Raw genomic sequence first — 20,985 nt, forward strand, 5'->3', positions numbered from 1 at the left:
GGAGCGATCACTGCCAGCCCATGTCGTTGGTGGCGCCCTCCACCGGCTCGGTCACCACGGCCGCGGCCGGCGGCACAGGCGCGGGCTCGTCGGCCTGCGCGACCGCGGCGGGCGCGAGCAGCGCGGCGGTGACGGCGAGGAGAGCGGCTGCCTGGACCATACGAGCGCGAAACATGACGTGCATCCCCCTGTGACGACGTGGTCTCTGTGCCCTCAGCATCACCACTGGTCACACCGGGAGGAAAGCCTTCCGGCTGGCCCGATTGGGTCCTGACCCAATGGGGCCACCTCCGCGCCGTTTCGGCCACCCCGGGGATAATGGCGGAAGGAACGGAGGGGAACGCATGCTCGAACTGCTGGGACTCGATCAGCCGACCGAGGCCGTGTACCTGGCGATGCTGACCCACCCCGACACCCCGGCCGACGTGCTGGCCGAACAGCTCGGGATGCCCGAGACGTCCGTACGCGAGGCATGGCGGCGGCTGGCCGAGCTGTCCCTCGCGCAGTACCCCGCGGGGGATCCGCACGACGGGTCCGCGCCACCGCGCGCGGTCCACCCCGAGGCCGGCCTGGAGTACCTGCTGACGCAGCGCCAGGCCGAATTCGAGCTCCAGCGCCAGCGGATCGCGGGCGCCAGAGCGGCGGCGGAGCGGCTGATCTCCGCGTACGAGGAACTCCGCCCGGCGGACCCTCCGGTGGGCGTCGAACACCTCGTCCACCTCGACGACATCCGGGCCCGGCTTGCGGTGCTCACCGAGAACCTCAGGACCGAGGTGATGGTCTTCGCGCCGGGCGGCGCGCAGACCGAGGCGAACATGGCGGCCTCCCGCCCCCTCAACGAACGGCTCCTCACCCGGGGCGTCACGATGCGGACGATCTACCTGGACAGCGTGCGCAACAGCCCGGCGAGCGTGGCGCACGCCAAGTGGCTGACGGAGCTCGGCGGACAGGTCCGCACGGTCGCCACGCTCCCGCTGCGGATGACCATCGTGGACCGGACGACCGCCGTCATCCCCGTCGACAGCGAGGACAGCAGCGCGGGCGGTGTCGTCCTCACCGGCCAGGGCATCCTGACGGCCCTGTGCACCCTGTTCGAGACGGTCTGGGCCAATGCCCGCCCGCTGGGCGAGGCGCCCCGCCGGGACGAGGGCGAACTCGACCACCAGGAGGCCGCGACGCTGCGCCTGCTCGCCGAGGGCCACACCGACGAGGGCATCGCCAAGCGCCTGGGCGTCTCCCACCGCACGGCCCGCCGCATCGCCACGGTCCTCATGGACCGCCTGGGCGCCCGCAGCCGCTTCGAGGCCGGCGCGAAGGCAGTCCAACGCGGCTGGCTACCCCCGGAGCCGTAACCCCTGGGGCCTGCTAGCGCACGCTGAGCGGCCGCTGATCCGTCCAGACCTCGTCGATGTGCGCGAGGCACTCCTCCTTGGTCCCGGTGACCCCCACGCCCCGCCAGCCGGCGGGCAGTTCGCGCCCTTCGGCCCAGATCGAGTACTGCTCTTCCCCGTTGACGACCACGCTGTACCGCTCCACGCCGCACCTCCACCTGGCGGCCGGCCTCACGACCGGCCCACTTGAACTCGCCCCCACCCTGATCCGCCCACGCCCCGCCCCACAACACCCACCCCATACCGACTCCCGAACCGGCGAATCGCCCCAGCCGATCAGCCCGCCCCCGAACCAGGAAGCCCCAGGCCAGAAGGGATCTGGCCCGGGGCAACTCGCGGCCCTGCTGAAGGAGTCGAAACGTCGAGATCCGAGCTGCCCGACCGAGGCTCGTGACACCTCCGAGGCCGAAAAGCAGAAGCCCCAGGTCACGGAGAGTGAGTCCTGGGGCTTTCCTTGGAGCCGCCTTCGGGATTCGAACCCGAGACCTACGCATTACGAGTGCGTTGCTCTGGCCAACTGAGCTAAGGCGGCATGCCGTGCGTTCCCATGTTGGGCGCAGCGGCCTCGCCAAGTCTACACAGTTTCCGGGGTGCTCCTGACCATGCTCGTGTGGTGCGCGACACCCCTCACGTGCAGCGCTTGTCCGCCGACGGTGGGGTGCCGGTCAGGAGGTAGGTGTTGATCGCGGAGTCGATGCAGTCGCTGCCCCGGCCGTAGGCCGTGTGGCCGTCGCCCTCGTAGGTCAGGAGGGTGCCGGAGGAGAGCTGGGAGGCGAGGGACTTGGCCCACTTGTAGGGGGTCGCCGGGTCGCGGGTGGTGCCGACGACGACGATCGGGGCGGCGCCCTCGGCGGTGATGCGGTGGGGGCGGCCGGTGGCCTCGGTGGGCCAGTAGGCGCAGTTCAGGGCCGCCCAGGCGAGGCCCTCGCCGAAGACCGGGGAGGCCTTCTCGAAGGACGGGACCGCCTTCTCCACGTCCGGCGGGCCGGTGTAGGCCGCCGGGAGGTCGAGGCAGTTCACGGCGGTGTTGGCGAACATCAGGTTCGAGTACGTGCCGTCCGCCTCGCGCTCGTAGTAGCTGTCGGCCAGGGCCAGCAGGCCCGAGCCCTCGCCGCCCATCGCCCGGGTGAGCGCCTCGCGCAGCTGCGGCCACGCCGCCTCGTCGTACATCGCCGCGATGACCCCGGTCGTCGCCAGGGACTCGCCGAGCTCGCGGCTCTCGCCGGTCGGCACGGGCTCCGCGTCGACGCTGCGGAAGAACTTCTTCAGGTTCTCGGAGGCCGCGTCGACCGACTCCGTGCCCAGCGGACAGTCGGGCTGCCGGACGCAGTCGGCCGCGAAGGCCCGGAACGCGGTCTCGAAGCCGGCGGTCTGGTCGCGCGCGAGGTCGATCGCGGGCAGCGAGGGGTCCATCGCCCCGTCCAGGACAAGCCGTCCGACGCGGCCGGGGAACAGCTCCGCGTACGTCGCACCGAGGAAGGTCCCGTACGAGGCGCCCACGTACGTGAGCTTCTCGTCCCCGAGCACCGCGCGCAGGATGTCCATGTCCCGCGCCGTCTCGACCGTGGAGACGTGCGGCAGGATCTCGCCCGAGCGCTTCGCGCAGCCCGCCGCGAACCCCTTGAAGGACGTCGTCAGGGCGGTGGTCTCCTTCCCGTCGTCGGGGGTCTGGTCGACCTGCGTGAACGTGTCCATCTGCGGTCCCGTCAGGCACTCGACGGGCTCACTGCGGGCCACCCCGCGCGGGTCGACGGCGACCATGTCGTACTGGGCGCGGACCGCCACCGGGTAGCCGATGCCCGCGTAGCCCTGGAGGTAGCCGACGGCGGAGCCGCCGGGGCCGCCCGGGTTGACCAGGAGCGAGCCGAGGCGCTTGCCGGGGCCGGTGGCCGCGACCCGGGAGACGGCGAGCTCGATCTCACCGGCCGCCGGGTTCGCGTAGTCCAGCGGCGCGCGGAGCGTCGCGCACTGGAACCGCGGTACGCCGCAGTCCCGCCAGGTGAGCTTCTGCGCGTAGAAGCTCCGCAGGGCCGGGTCCGGTGTGGCGGGCGCGGTCCTGGCCAGCGACACCGGCGCGCCCGCGGGGGCGGCGGCGTCGCTGCCGCCCGTACAGCCGGAGAGGATCAGTCCGGCGGCGACGACGGCCGTCGCGGACGTGCGGAGCAAACGCCTGGAGTCCATGCCCGGAGCGTATCCGTACGAGTACGGAACGTGTCCAATCGGCCGTCCCGGTACTGCCTCAGTCGCGCAGCGCCATCGTCATCGCCTCGACCGCGAGCAGCGGGGCCACGTTCCGGTCCAGCGCGTCGCGGCAGGCGAGGACCGCCTCGATCCGGCGCAGCGTCCGCTCGGGCGCGGTGTCCCGTGCGATCCGCTCCACCGCGTCCCGCACGTCCTCATTGGCTATCGGCGTGCGCGTACGGAGCTGGAGCGTGAGCACGTCGCGGTAGAAGCCGGTGAGATCGGTGAGCGCGAGGTCCAGGCTGTCGCGCTGCGTACGCGTCTTGCGGCGCTTCTGGCGCTCCTCGAGCTCCTTCATGGCGCCGGCCGTGCCGCGCGGCATCCGCCCGCCCTGGCCGCCACCGAGCGCGGCCTTCAGCTCCTCGGTCTCCTTGGCGTCGATCTCCTCGGCGACCTGCTTGGCGTCCTCGCCGGCCGCGTCGATCAGCTCCTGGGCCGCCTTGAGACAGCCTCCGATGTCACCGACCCGCTGCGGCAGCTTGAGGACGACGGCCCGGCGGGCCCGGGCGCGCTCGTCGGTGGCCAGGCGGCGGGCCCGGTCGATGTGGCCCTGGGTGGCGCGGGCGGCGGCCGCGGCGGCCTGGGGCTCGATGCCGTCCCGCCGGACGAGCACGTCGGCCACCGCGTCCACCGGGGGCGTCCGCAGGGTCAGGTGCCGGCAGCGCGAGCGGATGGTGGGCAGCACGTCCTCCAGCGACGGCGCGCAGAGCAGCCAGACTGTGCGCGGCGCGGGCTCCTCGACCGCCTTCAGGAGCACGTTCCCCGCGCCCTCCGTGAGCCGGTCGGCGTCCTCCAGGACGATCACCTGCCAGCGGCCGACCGCCGGGGAGAGCTGGGCGCGCCGGACGAGGTCACGGGTCTCCTTCACACCGATGGAGAGCAGGTCCGTACGGACGACCTCCACGTCGGCGTGGGTCCCGACCAGCGCGGTGTGGCAGCCCTCGCAGAACCCGCACCCCGGCGCGCCCCCGAGCGCCCGGTCCGGGCTGACGCACTGCAGCGCGGCGGCGAAGGCCCGCGCCGCCGTCGCCCGCCCGGAACCCGGAGGGCCGGTGAAGAGCCACGCGTGGGTCATCTTGGACGCCTCGGGGACGGGCGCACCGGCGGCATGGGCGGTCACGAACGCGTCGGCGTCCCGCGCGGCGGCGGCCAGCTGCTCCTCCACCCGCGTCTGCCCGACGAGGTCGTCCCATACGGCCATGTGCGCTCCTCAGGTACGCCCCAGGTACGTCCTTGCCCTGGTACGTCCTCCATTGTGGGGCACCCCACTGACACCCCGGTGACACCCCGGACCGCCCGCCGGAACACGACGGGCGGCCCGGGGTGCCCGGCGTCAGCGGCCGCGGCCCCTGCGGCGGCCGTCGTTCTCGTCGTCGTGCGGGCCGAGCAGCTCGTCCGCCAGGGACGGGAGGTCGTCGAGCGGGGTCTCCTCCGCCCAGTCGGAACGGCGCTTGGGGCGGCCCTGCTCGTCGAGCTGGGGCAGCTCGCGCGTCCGGTCGTTCGCACCGTCCGGCTCGTCACGGAAGATCCCCTGGGGGAACCGGTCCGCCGGGTCCGCGTCCCGTACGGGAGGCAGCACGGCGGTCTCGTCGGCGGCCGCCGGCATCTGCGGCAGGACCGTGGTCTCCTCCGCGTCCCGCACGGGGCGGAGGACCGTCGTCCGCTCCTCGGGCCGGACGTCATCGGGGCGCACGACGGGCGTCGGGACCGTGATCTCGTTCGGCGACACCACGGGGACGACCTGCGTCACGTCGTCGTCGAGGCGGGGCGCGTCCGGGCGGGGCGCGTCCGGGCGCACGACCGGCGTCGGGACGGTGACCTCGTTCGCCGACTCGGCAGAGGACGAGGACGGGGACGAGGCCGAGGCCGAGGCCGAGGACTGCGACGACTTCGCCGAGGCCTTCGCCTTCTCGGCCGCCTTCGCCGCGGCAGCGGCCTCCGCGGCCTTCCTGGCCTCCGCGGCCTTGGCCGCGGCAGCGGCCTCCGCCGCCTTCTTCGCCTCGGCAGCCTCGGCGGCCGCCTTCGCCTCCGCCGCCGCAGCGGCCTCAGCGGCCTTCTCCGCCTCGGCCTTCCGAGCAGCCTCAGCCTCGGCCTCGGCCTTCCGAGCAGCCTCGGCCTCCGCCTCGGCCTTCCGCTGGGCCTCCTCAGCCGCCTTCGCGGCGGCCGCCTCGGCCAGGCGACGGGCCTCCTCGGCGCGCAGCAGTGCCTCCTCGGCCTTGCGCTGCTTCTCCAGGCGACGCTCCTCCGCCTCCGCACGCAGCCGGGCCTCTTCCTCGGCCTGCTTGCGGCGCCGCTCTTCCTCCTCGCGGCGGACCTTCTCCTCGGCCTCGCGCCGCTTGCGCTCCTCCTCGGCGGCCAGCCGGGCCTCCTCCGCGCGGCGGCGGGCCTCCTCGGCCTGGCGCTCGGCCTCGCGGCGCCGGGCCTCTTCCTCCTCCTGGCGCTTGCGCTCCTCCTCCTCGGCACGGAGCTTGGCGAGCTGCTCCTGGCGCTCGCGCTCGAGACGCTCCTCCTCGGCCTTGCGCGCGGCCTCTTCCTCCGCCTTGCGCCTGGCCTCCTCCTCGGCCTTCCGGCGCGCCTCCTCCTGGGCCTTCACCTCGGCCTCGGACAGCGGCAGCATCCGGTCGAGCCGGTGGCGTACGACGGTGGTGACGGCCTCCGGCTCCTGGCCGGCGTCGACGACGAGGTAGCGGCCGGGGTCACCGGCGGCGAGGGCGAGGAAACCGGCCCGCACGCGCGCGTGGAACTCCGGCGGCTCGGACTCCAGGCGGTCGGGGGCCTCGGTGAACCGTTCCCGCGCGGTCTCCGGCGAGACGTCGAGAAGGACCGTCAGATGCGGGACGAGCCCGCCGGTCGCCCACCGGTTGATGCGGGCGATCTCGGTCGGCGACAGGTCGCGCCCGGCGCCCTGGTAGGCCACGGACGAGTCGATGTACCGGTCGGAGATGACCACGGCGCCCCGCTCCAGGGCGGGCTTGACCAGCGAGTCGACGTGCTCGGCGCGGTCGGCGGCGTACAGCAGCGCCTCGGCGCGGTTGGAGAGCCCGGCGCTGGAGACGTCGAGCAGGATCGAGCGGAGCCGCTTGCCGATCGGGGTGGCGCCCGGTTCGCGGGTGACGACGACCTCGTGGCCCTTGGCGCGGATCCACTCGGCGAGCGCCTCGGCCTGGGTGGACTTGCCGGCGCCGTCGCCGCCCTCCAGGGCGATGAAGAAGCCGGTCGGCGCGGGTGCCTGCGCCGGGTCGGCGCCGCGCAGCGCGTCCCGCAGGTCGCGGCGCAGCGGTACGCCGGCCCGGTCGTCGGTCTTGGCGAGGACGAGGGCCGCGACGGGCAGCAGCAGCGCGCCGACCAGCATCAGCGTGAACGCGGCGCCGCCGTGGGCGAAGACGAAGCTGCCCGAGGCGAGCCGGTGCGGTCCGATCGCGGCGGCGAGCAGCGGCGCGGCGAGCGCGCCGGCGGCCATGGCGACCCGGACGACGGCCTGGAGGTGCTCGGTGACCCGGGGGCGCCGGGCCTCCTCGGTCTCCTGGTCGATGAGGGTGTGGCCGGTGTTGGCGGCGACTCCGGCCGCGTAGCCGGCGAGTACGGCGAGCAGCAGCACCGTGGCCGTGTCCGGCACGAGGCCCATCGCGAGCAGCGCGATGCCGGTGAGGGCGATCGCGAGGGCGAGGAGCCGGCGGCGGGAGAGCACGGTCAGCACGGAGCCGGCCGTGCGGATGCCGACGGCGGTGGCGCCGCTCAGCGCGAGGATCAGGAGCGCGAAGGTGACCGGACCGCCACCCAGGTCGTACGCGTGCAGGACGGCGACCGCCGCGGCGGCGGCGATGGCTCCGGCGACCGTGGCGCAGGCGATCACGAGCAGTCCGACCGCGCCGGTGCGGCCCTTCTCGGCGGCCGGGCGGCGCAGGCCCTCCAGGGGCGAGCGCGGCCTCGGGGTCTGCCCGCCGGGCAGCTCGACGAAGTACAGGACGGAGACGGAGGCGGCGAACAGACCGGCGGCGACGTACGAGCCGAGGGCGGCCTGGTGCAGCGTGAACCAGTCGATGCCGGCGCCCAGCAGGTTGCTGACCAGGGTGGCGGCGAGCAGCGCGACTGCCGCGGCCGGTACGGCCAGGAAGCCGGTGCGCAGCGAGAGCCTGCGCAGCGCGTCGAGGTGGTCGGGCAGCGGGCGCACGGCGGCGCCCTCCAGCGGCGGCGCGGGCAGAAGCCCGGGGGCCGCGCCTTCGCGGGCGATCGTCCACAGGCGTTCGGCGGCGCCGACGACGAAGACGGTGCCGAGCAGGAAGCCGAGGGCCTTGTCCGGGGTCCAGTCGATCCACAGGGGCGCGATCACGAGCAGCGCGACCCGCAGGGCGTCCGCCCCGATCATGGTCCAGCGCCGGTCGAGGGGGCCCTTGGGGCCGGTCAGCTGCGTGAGCGGGCCGAGCAGGACGGCGCCGAAGAGCACCGAGGCCAGCAGGCGGGCGCCGATCACGGCGGCGACGGCGAACGCGGCGCCCCGGTACCCGCCTCCGAAAGCCTGCTCGGAGACGGCCGCCTGGAGCCCGAGGAGCACCAGGACGAGCACGGCGAGCGCGTCACCGGTCCCGCCGACGAACTGGGCGCTCCACAACCGTCGCAAGGGCTGATGGCGCAAAAGCGCCCGTACGGCACGCTCCCTTGAGTCTGCGACAAGCGCGACGTCGGAGTCTGGCTGCTCTGCTCGCGTCATCCGTCCACCCTATCCGGACCCTCTGACTCCCCGTGGCCTCCATCCGAACAAACGTCGGGGGGCGGGGAAACGTGTAAGGGGCGGGGGTCACTTGCCCCCGCCCCTTACAAGACCCCGCCGCAGAGCGCGGGGTTCCGCTTTACTGCTCCGACTTGGCCGCCGTCTTCTTGGCGGCAGTCGTCTTCTTCGCCGCCGCCGTCTTCGCCGTGGCCGTGGTCGTCTTCTTCGCGGCGGTCTTCTTGGCCGCCGTCTTCTTCGCCGGGGCTGCCTTCTTGGCGGCCGCCTTCTTCGCGGGCGCCTTCTTGGCCGCCTTCTTCGCCGGCCCCTTGGCCCGCTTCTCGGCGAGCAGCTCGTAGCCGCGCTCGGGCGTGATGTCCTCGACGCTGTCCCCGGTCCGCAGGGTCGCGTTGGTCTCGCCGTCCGTCACGTACGGGCCGAAGCGACCGTCCTTGACGACGACCGGCTTCTCGCTGACCGGGTCGGTGCCCAGCTCCTTCAGCGGCGGCTTCGCGGCCGCCCGGCCACGCTGCTTGGGCTGCGCGTAGATCGCGAGCGCCTCCTCCAGCGTGATCGTGAAGAGCTGCTCCTCCTCCGTGAGCGAGCGCGAGTCCGTGCCCTTCTTCAGGTACGGGCCGTACCGGCCGTTCTGCGCGGTGATCTCGACACCCTCGGCGTCCGCGCCGACCACGCGCGGCAGGGACATCAGCTTGAGCGCGTCCTCCAGCGTCACGGTGTCCAGCGCCATGGACTTGAAGAGCGAGGCGGTCCGCGGCTTCACCGCGTTCTTGCCGGTCTTCGGGGTGTCCTCGGGCAGGATCTCGGTGACGTACGGGCCGTACCGGCCGTCCTTCGCGACGATCTGGTTGCCGCTGACCGGGTCGGTGCCCAGCTCGAAGTCGCCGCTCGGCTTGGCGAGCAGCTCCTCGGCGTACGCGACGGTCAGCTCGTCGGGCGCGAGGTCCTCGGGCACGTCCGCCCGCTGGTGGCCCTCGGCGTCCTTCTCGCCCCGCTCGACGTACGGGCCGTAGCGGCCGACGCGCAGCATGATGCCCTCGCCGACCGGGAAGGAGGAGATCTCCCGGGCGTCGATCGCGCCGAGGTCGGTCACCAGCTCCTTCAGACCGCCGAGGTGGTCGCCGTCGCCGTTGCCGGCGTCCGCCGCGCCGCCCTCGCCGGTGCCGCCGCCCTCGCCGAAGTAGAAGCGCTTCAGCCACGGCACGGCCTGGGCCTCGCCGCGGGCGATGCGGTCGAGGTCGTCCTCCATCTTGGCGGTGAAGGAGTAGTCGACGAGCCGGCCGAAGTGCTTCTCGAGCAGGTTGACGACGGCGAAGGAGAGGAACGACGGCACGAGCGCCGTCCCCTTCTTGAAGACGTAGCCGCGGTCGAGGATCGTGCCGATGATCGACGCGTACGTCGACGGGCGGCCGATCTCGCGCTCTTCCAGCTCCTTGACCAGGCTGGCCTCGGTGTAGCGGGCCGGCGGCTTGGTCGCGTGGCCGTCGACCGTGATCTCCTCGGCGGAGAGCGCGTCGCCCTCGGCGACCTGCGGCAGCCGGCGCTCGCGGTCGTCCAGCTCGGCGTTCGGGTCGTCGGCCCCCTCCACGTACGCCTTCATGAAGCCGTGGAAGGTGATCGTCTTGCCGGACGCGCTGAACTCGGCGTCACGGCCGTCGGCCGCCCGGCCGCCGATCTTGACGGTGACCGAGTTACCGGTCGCGTCCTTCATCTGGGAGGCGACGGTCCGCTTCCAGATCAGCTCGTAGAGCCGGAACTGGTCGCCGGTCAGGCCGGTCTCCGCCGGGGTGCGGAAACGATCACCCGAAGGGCGAATCGCCTCGTGCGCCTCCTGCGCGTTCTTGACCTTGCCCGCGTAGACGCGCGGCTTCTCCGGCAGGTAGTCGGCGCCGTACAGCTGCGTGACCTGCGCGCGGGCCGCCGTGACGGCGGTGTCCGAGAGGACCGTGGAGTCCGTACGCATGTAGGTGATGAAGCCGTTCTCGTACAGCTTCTGCGCGACCTGCATGGTCGCCTTCGCGCCGAAGCCCAGCTTCCGGCTCGCCTCCTGCTGGAGGGTGGTCGTCCGGAACGGGGCGTACGGGGAGCGGCGGTACGGCTTCGACTCGACCGACCGGACGCTGAAGGAGGTGTCGGCGAGCGAGGCGGCGAGCGCGCGCGCCTTCTCCTCGTCGAGGTGGAGCACGTTCGCGCTCTTCAGCTGCCCGTCGGCGCCGAAGTCACGGCCCTGGGCGACGCGCGCCCCGTCGACCGAGTTCAGGCGGGCGACCAGCGAGGACGGGTCGGAGGGGTCTCCGGCGCGGCCGGTGGAGAAGGTGCCGGTGAGGTCCCAGTACTCGGCGGAGCGGAAGGCGATGCGCTCGCGCTCGCGCTCGACGACGAGCCGGGTGGCGACGGACTGGACGCGGCCGGCGGAGAGGCCGCGCATGACCTTCTTCCACAGGACCGGCGAGACCTCGTAGCCGTACAGCCGGTCGAGGATGCGGCGGGTCTCCTGGGCGTCCACCATGCGCTTGTTCAGCTCGCGCGGGTTGCGGACGGCCGCCTGGATCGCGTCCTTGGTGATCTCGTGGAAGACCATCCGGTGGACCGGGACCTTGGGCTTCAGGACTTCGAGGAGGTGCCACGCGATGGCCTCGCCCTCGCGGTCCTCATCGGTGGCGAGGAAGAGTTCGTCGGACTCGGCCAGCTGCTCCTTGAGCTTCCTGACCTGCGCCTTCTTGTCGGCGTTGACGACGTAGATGGGCTGGAAGTCGTGCTCGACGTCGACACCGAGGCGGCGCACCTCACCGGTGTACTTCTCCGGCACCTCGGCGGCGCCGCTCGGGAGGTCGCGGATGTGCCCGACGCTCGCCTCGACGACGTAGCCGGGGCCGAGGTAGCCCTTGATCGTCTTCGCCTTGGCAGGCGACTCGACGATGACGAGTCGGCGGCCGCCCTGTGCGGTCTCGCTGGTCGGGGACAACTTCGCTCTTCTCTCCGGTCGACGCTCGGTGGCACGTACGGCGCTGGCACTCCGCGTGCACGCACGGCGGCGGCACGCACGGTGACGCTGCCATCGCTGCGGAGTGTGACGGTACAACCCGCCCCCGTGTCAAACGGCGAAAGCCCGCAACGGCCACTCGAACGGTAACCCGACTCCTGGCATTCCTGCCGCCCGGACTCCCGGTCCGGTGGGGCGGGACCAAGCGGAACGACCTCGTCACACCCTGCCGAAGCACCACACCCCGAGGAGCAGGAAGAGCAGTCCGAAGATCGTCGCGAGTGTGGCGGCGACCCGGGTGGCGACCCCCTGGGCGACGGGTTCCCCGTGCGCCACGCGCACCCCCGTCCACAGCAGCAGTGCGGCTCCGAACAGCGCGAACGCCGTTCCGGCGAAGATCGCAGGCCCGCTCTCCATGCCCCTACCCCGTTCCCTTCACGGGCCCCGGTGGCGCCCGGTGGCCCTGGAGGCCGAGGCTGGCACCTTCCGGCGTCTCCGGTGCGAATTCCGGGTGAACGACGCGGACGGTCCCGTACGGGTTCACGAATATGGCCGGTAGTGTCCCCCGCCCCCGGCCGCCTCGTCCGTCACCTCACGACGAGGCGAACGGGCGTCCGGGGCGTGTCGCGGGTCACCCCGGGAGGCCCGGGAAACCCGGGACCCGGGACACCTCACCGGCACCCCCAGGCACCTCACCGGCACTCCCAGGCACCTCCCGGCGCCGCGGGGGTCAGCTCGACGGGAGCAGGAAGCCCTCCTCCACCAGGAGCCGGATGGCCTGCGGCGTGCGGTCCCGCAGCAGCACCGGGTCCTCGCCCATCAGCTGACCGATCGCGTCCAGGATCCGGCCCGCGCTCAGTGTCCCGTCGCAGACGCCCGCGAAACCGGCCCCCACATGGTCCACCTTGGTCGCGCGGCGCATGCCCCGGTTCTGCCGCAGCACCACGTGCTCCGGGTCCTCGGCGCCCGGCAGCCCGACCTGCTCCTGCACGACCTCGGGCGCGAGGGTGAAGTGGTCGGCGAGCAGGGCCGCGTCGTCGCGCGAGCGCAGGTAGTCCTGGCGCTCGAAGTGGGCGACCACGGTGTCGCCGAGCGGCTGCTCGACGGGGTGCGGCCACTCCTCGATCACAAGGGACGGCTCGACCGCGCCGGAGGCCACCGCCGCGTTCTTCCGCAGGGTGATCCAGCCGAAGCCGACGGCCTTGGTCCTGCGGGCCTCGAACTCGTCGAGCCAGGCCTCGTACCGCCGCGTGTACTCCGCCGGGTCCGCGCGGTGGTCGCCGCTGTCCCGCAGCCACAGCTCGGCGTACTGGGTGACGTCCTGGACCTCGCGCTGCACGATCCAGGCGTCGCAGCCGCGCGGCACCCAGGAGCGCAGCCGCTCCTGCCACTCCTCGCCCTCGACGTGCTGCCAGTTGGCCAGGAACTGGGCGTACCCGCCGTCGTTGAGCCGCTCGCCCGCCTCCTGCACGAGCGTGCGGCACAGGTCGTCGCCGCCCATGCCGCCGTCGCGGTAGGTGAGCCGGGCGCCGGGGGAGATGACGAACGGCGGGTTCGAGACGATCAGGTCGTACGTGTCCCCGTCGACCGGCTCGAAGAGCGAGCCGGTCAGCAGCTCGGCCCCGCGTGCGCCGGAGAGCGCGAGGGTGAGCCGGGTGAAGTCCAGGGCGCGCGGGTTCAGATCGGTCGCGGTGACCAGCGTGGCGTGCTGGGCGGCGTGCAGGGCCTGGATGCCGGAACCGGTGCCGAGGTCGAGCGCGGAGGAGACCGGCGTACGGACCGTGATGCCGGCCAGGGTGGTGGAGGCGCCGCCGACGCCGAGGACGACACCCTCGTCCTTCTGGCCGATGCCCCCGGCCCCGCCGACCGCGCAGCCCAGGTCGGAGACGATGAACCAGTCCTGCCCGTCGGGTCCGCCGTACGGCCGGACGTCGACGGAGGCACCGACCTCCTGCTCGTCCTCCCGGGCCACCAGCCAGCCGTCCTCCAGGCACTCCTCCAACGGCAGCGCGGCGGCGGCGCGGTCGCGGGAGACGGGCTGCTGGAGGAGGAAGAGCCGCACGAGGGTCTCCAGTGCGGAGTCCCCCCGGGTGGCGCGCAGCGCGGGCACGGTCTCGCTGCGGGCGAGCGCGGCGTAGGCGGGGGCGCCGAGCAGTTCGAGCAGGCCGTCGGCGGTGAAGTCGGCGGCGAGCAGGGCCTCGCGGAGCCGGGCGGCGCGCGCGGGGACGGGGAGGCGGGAGGTCAGGCTGGTCGTACTCACCCCACCATTGTGGCGGCCGACACCGACATTGCCGCGTCAGCCCCACCCCCGCGTGGGGTCGCGCGTGGAGTCGTACGGAACCACGCGCGCGTGGAGCCGCACGGGCCCCACGCGCGCGTGGGGCCCGTCACGACGCACGAGGGCCCCGGGCGAGGCGTGCTCGTCCCGGGGCCCTCGTCGGGCGCGGTCCCGCGCCGCCGAACCGTCGGCTCTACTCCGAGCTCTTGCTCGCGGAACCGGACGGCTTGGCGGAGGCCCCGCCGGACGGCGTGGAGCCCGCCTTCGGGGAGGACCCGGCGGGGGAAGGCGTGGCCTTCTGGCAGCCCGGCTGCTTCGCCATGGCCGTACCCAGCTCGCCGGACTGAAGCTTGGCCAGCGCGTCCTGGTCCATCTTCTCGATCTTCTTCAGACCGTCGGCGACGTCCTGGAGGCCGTCCGCGAACTTCTGCTGGTTGCTCGGGTCGAGCGCGTCGACCTGCTTCTTCAGCGCCTCGTAGGCGACCGCCGTGGAGTTGAGCTCCTTGACGGCGTCCTGCTGGAGCTTCTCGCCGTTGTCGACCGGCGGCGCCCCCGCGCCCTCGATGGCCTTGGCGAGCGCCCGGTCGGCGTTGGCGATGTCCTGGAAGGCCTTGGAGTCGGCGGCCTGGATGTCGGCCGGCTTGCCGTCCGCGGCCGTCGAGATGATCAGCTGCTGGGCGTCGGCCCGCTTCTGGATCTGCGGCTTCGCCTGGTCGCAGACCGTCTTGGCCCAGTCGTTCACCTTGTCGCCGTCGTCGCTGCAGCCGGACAGCGTGAGCGCCAGCACAGCGGCGCCTGACAGCGCGACAGCAAGCTTCTTGTTCACCGGTTCGGTCCCTTCCAAGGCTCTCGGCCCCGGAACATACACGCCGAGCGCGCGACATCCACCTTTCAGGCGACTGATTCATCCGATATTGCAGCCGATTGCACCAAGGGAGACGCACCTCACGCGGCGGCGCGAAACGGGCGGACAGCACGTCAGAACGTGCCGTCCGCCCGCCTTCTGACCTGGTATTACGAAATCACCGGAGCGTCCGGCGAGCCCGTCGAGCGCCGCGCGGCGTTGCCTTCGTCACCCACGTCGCCACTCTCGCCGCTCTCGTCACTCTCGTCGTCCCCGACGACCACGGAGCGCCGCTTGGAGACGTAGACCGCGGCGACGATGACCGCGACCGCGAGGATCGCGACCATGGTCCGCAATCCGGCGCTCGCGTCGTCGCCGTAGCTGAACTGCACCACGGCGGGCGCGATCAGCAGGGCGACCAGGTTCATCACCTTCAGGAGCGGGTTGATGGCCGGCCCCGCGGTGTCCTTGAACGGGTCGCCGACGGTGTCGCCGATGACGGTGGCGGCATGCGCCTCGCTGCCCTTGCCGCCGTGGTGGCCGTCCTCGACGAGCTTCTTGGCGTTGTCCCAGGCACCACCGGAGTTGGCGAGGAAGACCGCCATCAGGGTGCCGGTCGCGATGGCCCCGGCGAGGTACGCGCCGAGCGCGCCGACGCCGAGCGTGAAGCCGACCGCGATCGGCGCCATCACGGCGAGCAGCCCGGGCGTGGCGAGTTCGCGCAGCGCGTCCTTGGTGCAGATGTCGACCACGCGCCCGTACTCGGGTTTCTCGGTGTAGTCCATGATCCCGGGGTGCTCGCGGAACTGCCGCCGCACCTCGTAGACCACCGCGCCGGCCGAGCGGGAGACGGCGTTGATCGCGAGCCCCGAGAAGAGGAAGACGACCGCCGCGCCGAGGACCATCCCGAAGAGGTTGTTCGGCTGCGAGATGTCCATGGAGAGGTTCATCCCGGAGGCCTTGGCCCCGACGTCGGCCACCGCCGTGGCGATGGCGTCGCGGTACGAGCCGAACAGCGCGGCCGCCGCCAGGACGGCCGTGGCGATGGCGATGCCCTTGGTGATGGCCTTGGTGGTGTTGCCGACGGCGTCGAGGTCGGTGAGGACCTGCGCGCCCGCACCCTGGACGTCGCCGGACATCTCGGCGATGCCCTGCGCGTTGTCGGAGACCGGGCCGAAGGTGTCCATGGCCACGATCACCCCGACCGTGGTGAGCAGTCCGGTGCCCGCCAGGGCGACCGCGAAGAGCGCCAGCATGATGGACGTGCCGCCGAGCAGGAACGCGCCGTAGACGCCGAGCCCGATGAGCAGGGCCGTGTACACGGCGGACTCCAGGCCGATGGAGATGCCCGCGAGGACGACGGTGGCGGGACCCGTGAGCGAGGACTTGCCGATGTCCTTGACCGGGCGCCGGGTCGTCTCCGTGAAGTAGCCGGTGAGCTGCTGGATCAGGGCGGCCAGGACGATGCCGATGGCGACGGCGACCAGCGCGAGGATCCGGGGGTCGCCGGGGTGGTCGGAGATCCCGGGCTCGGTGACGCCCTTGAGGTCGGCGTAGGAGGACGGCAGGTAGGCGAAGACGGCGATCGCGACCAGGGCGAGCGAGATGACCGCGGAGATGAAGAAGCCGCGGTTGATCGCGGACATGCCGCTGCGGTCGGCGCGCCGCGGGGCGACCGCGAAGATGCCGATCATCGCGGTGACCACGCCGATCGCCGGGACGATCAGCGGGAAGGCGAGGCCGAGGTCGCCGAAGGCCGCCTTGCCCAGGATGAGGGCGGCGACGAGCGTCACGGCGTACGACTCGAAGAGGTCGGCGGCCATGCCCGCGCAGTCGCCGACGTTGTCGCCCACGTTGTCGGCGATGGTCGCCGCGTTGCGCGGGTCGTCCTCGGGGATGCCCTGCTCGACCTTGCCGACGAGGTCGGCGCCGACGTCGGCCGCCTTGGTGAAGATGCCGCCGCCGACCCTCATGAACATGGCGATGAGGGCGGCTCCGAGGCCGAATCCCTCCAGAACCTTGGGCGCGTCGGCCGCGTAGACGAGGACGACGCAGGCCGCGCCGAGCAGGCCGAGGCCCACGGTGAACATGCCGACCACTCCGCCCGTGCGGAAAGCGATCTTCATGGCCTTGTGCGCGACGGTGGTGAGATCCTTTTCCGGTTCACCGGGCGCCGGGGTCGCCTCTCGGGCCGCGGCCGCCACGCGTACATTCGCCCGCACCGCGAGTCGCATGCCGATGTATCCGGTGGCCGCCGAGAAAAGCGCACCCACCAGGAAGAACAGAGAACGCCCGGCGCGCTGCGACCAGTTGTCGGCGGGCAGCAGCATCAGCAGGAAGAACACGACGACGGCGAAGATCCCGAGCGTGCGCAACTGCCGTGCGAGATAGGCGTTGGCGCCCTCCTGCACGGCTGCCGCGATCTTCTTCATCGAGTCGGTGCCCTCACCGGCCGCCAGCACCTGACGGGTCAGGACCTGGGCGACGAGCAGGGCCGCGAGCGCGACGGCCGCGATGACGATCACGATCGTACGGTTCTCGTCCGTGAGTACCGCCGCGGCGAGAGAAGTGGGGTGTCCGGTCAGTTCTGGGTTGAAGAGCCCCGCCATTCGTCCTCCTTGACGTTTGCGAGGTCAAGACGTGGACGGATTGTAGGGAGCGGAACCTGATCAAAACAGGGCGCCGCAAATGGAATTCACCATTGCCTTGATCTTCCCACCGAATGCGGTAATGGGCCAAAAGCATTGGCACATGATCGATGATCTAGAGAAATGAAAAGAGGCCCTGCTCGGCAGGGCCTCTTTTTCCGATCTTGGCTACGGCTCGGCTACGGCGTCGGCCGTACGGACGCGGTCAGGGAATCACGACGGCCGGGTTGGTCGGCCAGCTCATCCTGATGACCCCGCCCTCCTCGCCGGCCCGGACCTCGACGTCGTCGACGAGCCCGCGGATCACCGCGAGACCCATCTCGTCCTCGCCGTCGGCGTCGTCGAACTCCTCGGCCGGCGCCTCGTCGCGCGCGCCGGGGACACCAGCGGCGTCGGCCGCCGCCACACCCGCGCCCGGCACCTCGTCGCCGACCTCGATGGAGAACGTCTTCTCCTCCTCGGTCAGCACGACCCGGACGGGGGTGCTCACCCCGTTGCTGCGGTGCAGTCCGACCGCGCGGGAACACGCCTCGCCGACGGCGAGTCTGACCTCGTCGAGGACCGCCTCGTCCACCCCGGCCCGGCGCGCCACCGCGGCCGCCACGAGGCGGGCCGTGCGGACGTGCTCGGGCTGGGCGCTGAAGCGGAGTTCAACGGTGGCCATGCGGTCCCCCTTGGAACGTCTGAGCGGGCAACTCGGAGGACCGGGCGTGTGCGGCCCGGTTCTCCACTCCTTCTTCCGGCCGCTGCGGGCCGTCAGTCGGTGGCGCTGACGGCCTCGTCGACCGTGGTGTGGATGGGGAACACCTTGGTCAGACCAGTGATCCGGAAGATCTTGAGAATGCGCTCCTGGTTGCAGACGAGACGCAGCGAGCCCTCGTGCGCGCGCACGCGCTTCAGGCCACCCACCAGCACGCCGAGGCCGGTCGAGTCGAGGAAGTCGACGCCTTCCATGTCGACAACCAGGTGGTAGCTGCCGTCGTTCACCAACTCGACCAACTGCTCGCGCAGCTTGGGCGCGGTATACACATCAATCTCGCCACCGACCTCGACGACCGTACGGTCGCCACTCGGGCCGGACACATTGCGAGTCGACAGGGACAGGTCCACGGATCCTCCAGCACCTTGCTATCGAGCGGTCGTCCCTCAAGTCTCCCGGGCGGAGTCGGGGGACGGATCGCCAGCCGCGATGGCATTCAATCACTTACCTGCAGCCATGCACGACGCCTTGGGAGCATTGTCCGTCACGCCAGTGACACACTCGATGCCGATGGCCAAGAATCACCGCCCCAGTCGTCCAGCCGGGGACACGGGCAGCCGCCCCTCCCCCGGCATGGTCCTCGACCGGCTCTCCTCGGGCGAGAGCCGGGCCGCGCGCATCACTCATACGGAGCACTTGCCCGCCCGGGAGGGTCGCCATGCAGTCTGGCCGCATCGCATCCGTCCCGAGGTGATCGCGGCGATCCAGGCCGCGGGCATCGAGCACCCCTGGGCCCACCAGGCCCAGGCCGCCGAGCACGCCCTGGACGGCGAGTCCGTGGTGATCGCGACGGGCACCGCCTCGGGCAAGTCGCTGGCCTATCTCGCCCCGGTCCTCTCGACGCTCCTGGACGGCTCGGAGGCCGCCAACGGCCGGGGGACCACGGCCCTCTACCTGGCGCCCACCAAGGCCCTCGCCGCCGACCAGCGCCGCGCGGTCCGTGAGCTGGCGGCTCCGCTCGGCAACCGGATCCGGCCGGCCGTCTACGACGGCGACACGCGCGTCGAGGAACGGGAGTGGGTCCGCCAGTACGCGAACTACGTGCTCACCAACCCCGACATGCTGCACCGGGGCATACTCCCCTCCCACCCCAGGTGGTCCTCCTTCCTCCGCTCCCTGCGCTACGTCGTGATCGACGAGTGCCACACCTACCGGGGCGTCTTCGGCTCCCACGTCGCCCAGGTGCTGCGCCGGCTGCGCCGCGTCTGCGCCCGGTACGGCGCGGACCCCGTCTTCCTCCTCGCCTCCGCGACCTCCGCCGAGCCCGCCCAGGCCGCCGGCCGGCTCACCGGCCTGCCGGTCACGGAGGTCTCCGACGACGCCTCCCCGCGCGGCGAGCTGGCCTTCGCCCTGTGGGAGCCGCCGCTGACCGAGCTGCACGGCGAGCAGGGCGCCCCGGTCCGCCGCACGGCCACCGCCGAGACCGCCGACCTGCTGACCGACCTGACCGTGCAGGGCGTCCGCTCGGTCGCCTTCGTCCGCTCCCGGCGCGGCGCCGAGCTGATCTCGGTGATCGCCCAGGAGCGGCTCGCCGAGGTCGACCGCTCCCTGGCCCGCCGCGTCGCCGCCTACCGGGGCGGCTACCTGCCCGAGGAGCGCCGGGCCCTGGAGCGCGCCCTGCACTCGGGCGAGCTCCTCGGCCTGGCCGCCACGACCGCCCTGGAGCTGGGCGTGGACGTCTCCGGCCTGGACGCCGTGGTGATCGCCGGCTATCCGGGCACCCGGGCCTCCCTGTGGCAGCAGGCGGGCCGGGCGGGCCGCTCGGGCGAGGGAGCCCTGGCGATCCTGGTCGCCCGCGACGACCCGCTGGACACCTTCCTGGTCCACCACCCCGAGGCGCTCTTCCAGCAGCCGGTCGAGTCGACGGTCCTGGACCCCGACAACCCCTACGTCCTCGCCCCGCACCTGTGCGCCGCCGCCTCCGAGCTGCCTCTCACCGACGCCGACCTGGCCCTCTTCGGCCCGGCCGTCACCGAGCTGCTGCCCCAGCTGGAGGCCGCCGGACTGCTCCGCCGACGCGCCGCCGGCTGGTACTGGACCCGCCGCGAGCGGGCCGCCGACCTGACCGACATCCGGGGCGGGGGCGGCAGCCCCGTCCAGATCGTGGAGGCCGCCACCGGCCGTCTCCTCGGCACGGTCGACGAGGCCGCCTCGCACACCGCCGTGCACGAGGGCGCCGTCCACCTCCACCAGGGCCGTACCTACCTGGTGAAGACCCTCGACCTGAAGGACTCCGTGGCCCTGGTCGAGGAGGCCGTCCCGCCGTACTCGACCACCGCCCGCGACACCACCTCCATCTCCGTCCTGGAGACCGACACCGAGATCCCCTGGGGCGCCGGCCGCCTCTGCTACGGCTCCGTCGAGGTCACCAACCAGGTCGTCTCCTTCCTCCGCCGCCGTCTGATCACCGGCGAGGTGCTCGGCGAGACCAAGCTCGACCTGCCACCGCGCACCCTGCGCACCCGGGCCGTGTGGTGGACGGTCACCGAGGACCAGCTCGACGCCGCCCGGATCAACCCGGAGATCCTCGGCGGTGCCCTGCACGCCGCCGAGCACGCCTCGATCGGCATGCTGCCGCTCTTCGCCACCTGCGACCGCTGGGACATCGGCGGGGTGTCCGTGCCGCTCCACCCCGACACCCTGCTGCCCACCGTCTTCGTCTACGACGGGCATCCGGGCGGCGCGGGCTTCGCCGAGCGGGCCTTCCACACGGCGCGCGCCTGGCTGACGGCCACCCGGGAGGCGATCGCGTCCTGCGAGTGCGAGGCGGGCTGCCCCTCGTGCATCCAGTCCCCCAAGTGCGGCAACGGCAACGACCCGCTCCACAAGCGCGGCGCCGTGCGGCTGCTCACGGAACTGCTGCGGGAAGCTCCGCCGGCCCCGGCAGCGCCCCAGGAGGCCCCGCCCGCGCCCTGACCCGCGGTGTGTACGGCCCGAGGCGCACGGCCGCCGTCACGTCCGCGACGTCGCCCCGCACCGCGCACCGCACCACGGCCGCCCCCTGCGCGGCGGCGACCCGGTCCGCGGCCGCGCAGGCGCTCTCCTCGCCCCACAGGGCCCGGCTTGACGATCCTCAGCTGCTCGACGGCTCCGCCGAGATCGGCGAGCTGGAGCTGG

The 20,985-nt window shown here is 72.6% G+C and carries 15 protein-coding genes and 1 tRNA gene; 3 read left to right on the top strand and 13 right to left on the bottom strand.

Annotated features, from left to right (window positions below; translation table 11 throughout):
* Positions 1–7 precede the first annotated feature (7 nt).
* A complete protein-coding gene (locus AB0E14_RS09790; protein WP_362414374.1) occupies positions 8–175 on the bottom strand; it encodes a hypothetical protein in 168 nt (55 codons plus the stop codon).
* A gap of 169 nt (positions 176–344) precedes the next feature.
* On the opposite strand from AB0E14_RS09790, the gene AB0E14_RS09795 reads away from it, so the two are divergent.
* Positions 345–1,352 (top strand): helix-turn-helix domain-containing protein, encoded by a 1,008-nt coding sequence (locus AB0E14_RS09795; RefSeq protein ID WP_362414376.1) that lies wholly within the window; start codon positions 345–347, stop codon positions 1,350–1,352.
* Positions 1,353–1,365: 13 nt separating this feature from the next.
* Here the strand turns inward: AB0E14_RS09795 and AB0E14_RS09800 are convergent, their stop codons facing one another.
* From AB0E14_RS09800 to AB0E14_RS09855, 12 genes are all read right to left on the bottom strand, one after another.
* Positions 1,366–1,536 carry an MbtH family NRPS accessory protein gene (locus tag AB0E14_RS09800; protein WP_362414379.1) on the bottom strand — a complete coding sequence of 57 codons (171 nt, stop codon included), beginning with the start codon at positions 1,534–1,536 and terminating at the stop codon, positions 1,366–1,368.
* A gap of 310 nt (positions 1,537–1,846) precedes the next feature.
* A tRNA-Thr gene (locus AB0E14_RS09805) sits at positions 1,847–1,923 on the bottom strand.
* A gap of 95 nt (positions 1,924–2,018) precedes the next feature.
* Positions 2,019–3,572, bottom strand: a complete 1,554-nt coding sequence (locus AB0E14_RS09810; RefSeq protein WP_362414381.1) for an alpha/beta hydrolase — start codon at positions 3,570–3,572, stop codon at positions 2,019–2,021.
* Between the two features lie 58 nt (positions 3,573–3,630).
* A complete protein-coding gene (locus AB0E14_RS09815) occupies positions 3,631–4,833 on the bottom strand; it encodes a DNA polymerase III subunit delta' (RefSeq protein WP_362414383.1) in 1,203 nt (400 codons plus the stop codon).
* A 132-nt stretch (positions 4,834–4,965) separates the two neighbouring features.
* Positions 4,966–8,340: a dTMP kinase gene (gene tmk, locus AB0E14_RS09820; RefSeq protein WP_362414385.1), complete on the bottom strand. Its 3,375-nt coding sequence runs from the start codon at positions 8,338–8,340 to the stop codon at positions 4,966–4,968.
* Between the two features lie 139 nt (positions 8,341–8,479).
* The gene (topA, locus tag AB0E14_RS09825) at positions 8,480–11,320 is read right to left on the bottom strand and encodes a type I DNA topoisomerase (protein ID WP_362414387.1); all 2,841 of its coding nucleotides are present in this window, start codon (positions 11,318–11,320) and stop codon (positions 8,480–8,482) included.
* A 237-nt stretch (positions 11,321–11,557) separates the two neighbouring features.
* Positions 11,558–11,755 (bottom strand): hypothetical protein, encoded by a 198-nt coding sequence (locus tag AB0E14_RS09830; protein WP_362414390.1) that lies wholly within the window; start codon positions 11,753–11,755, stop codon positions 11,558–11,560.
* A 313-nt stretch (positions 11,756–12,068) separates the two neighbouring features.
* Positions 12,069–13,598: a methyltransferase gene (locus AB0E14_RS09835; RefSeq protein ID WP_362414392.1), complete on the bottom strand. Its 1,530-nt coding sequence runs from the start codon at positions 13,596–13,598 to the stop codon at positions 12,069–12,071.
* A 211-nt stretch (positions 13,599–13,809) separates the two neighbouring features.
* A complete protein-coding gene (locus tag AB0E14_RS09840; RefSeq protein ID WP_362414394.1) occupies positions 13,810–14,442 on the bottom strand; it encodes a small secreted protein in 633 nt (210 codons plus the stop codon).
* A 188-nt stretch (positions 14,443–14,630) separates the two neighbouring features.
* Positions 14,631–17,069 carry a sodium-translocating pyrophosphatase gene (locus AB0E14_RS09845; protein WP_362414396.1) on the bottom strand — a complete coding sequence of 813 codons (2,439 nt, stop codon included), beginning with the start codon at positions 17,067–17,069 and terminating at the stop codon, positions 14,631–14,633.
* A gap of 244 nt (positions 17,070–17,313) precedes the next feature.
* Entirely contained in the window at positions 17,314–17,772 is a 459-nt protein-coding gene (locus AB0E14_RS09850; RefSeq protein WP_362414398.1) for an ATP-binding protein, read from the bottom strand.
* A gap of 92 nt (positions 17,773–17,864) precedes the next feature.
* Positions 17,865–18,218: an STAS domain-containing protein gene (locus AB0E14_RS09855; protein WP_362414401.1), complete on the bottom strand. Its 354-nt coding sequence runs from the start codon at positions 18,216–18,218 to the stop codon at positions 17,865–17,867.
* A 79-nt stretch (positions 18,219–18,297) separates the two neighbouring features.
* On the opposite strand from AB0E14_RS09855, the gene AB0E14_RS09860 reads away from it, so the two are divergent.
* A complete protein-coding gene (locus tag AB0E14_RS09860; RefSeq protein ID WP_362414403.1) occupies positions 18,298–20,784 on the top strand; it encodes a DEAD/DEAH box helicase in 2,487 nt (828 codons plus the stop codon).
* Between the two features lie 8 nt (positions 20,785–20,792).
* On the top strand, positions 20,793–20,985 hold a 193-nt coding region (locus tag AB0E14_RS09865), incomplete at its 3' end, for a hypothetical protein (RefSeq protein WP_362414405.1).

Origin of the sequence: Streptomyces sp. NPDC047981, from assembly GCF_040653315.1 — a bacterium.
Taxonomy (GTDB): Bacteria; Actinomycetota; Actinomycetes; order Streptomycetales; family Streptomycetaceae; genus Streptomyces.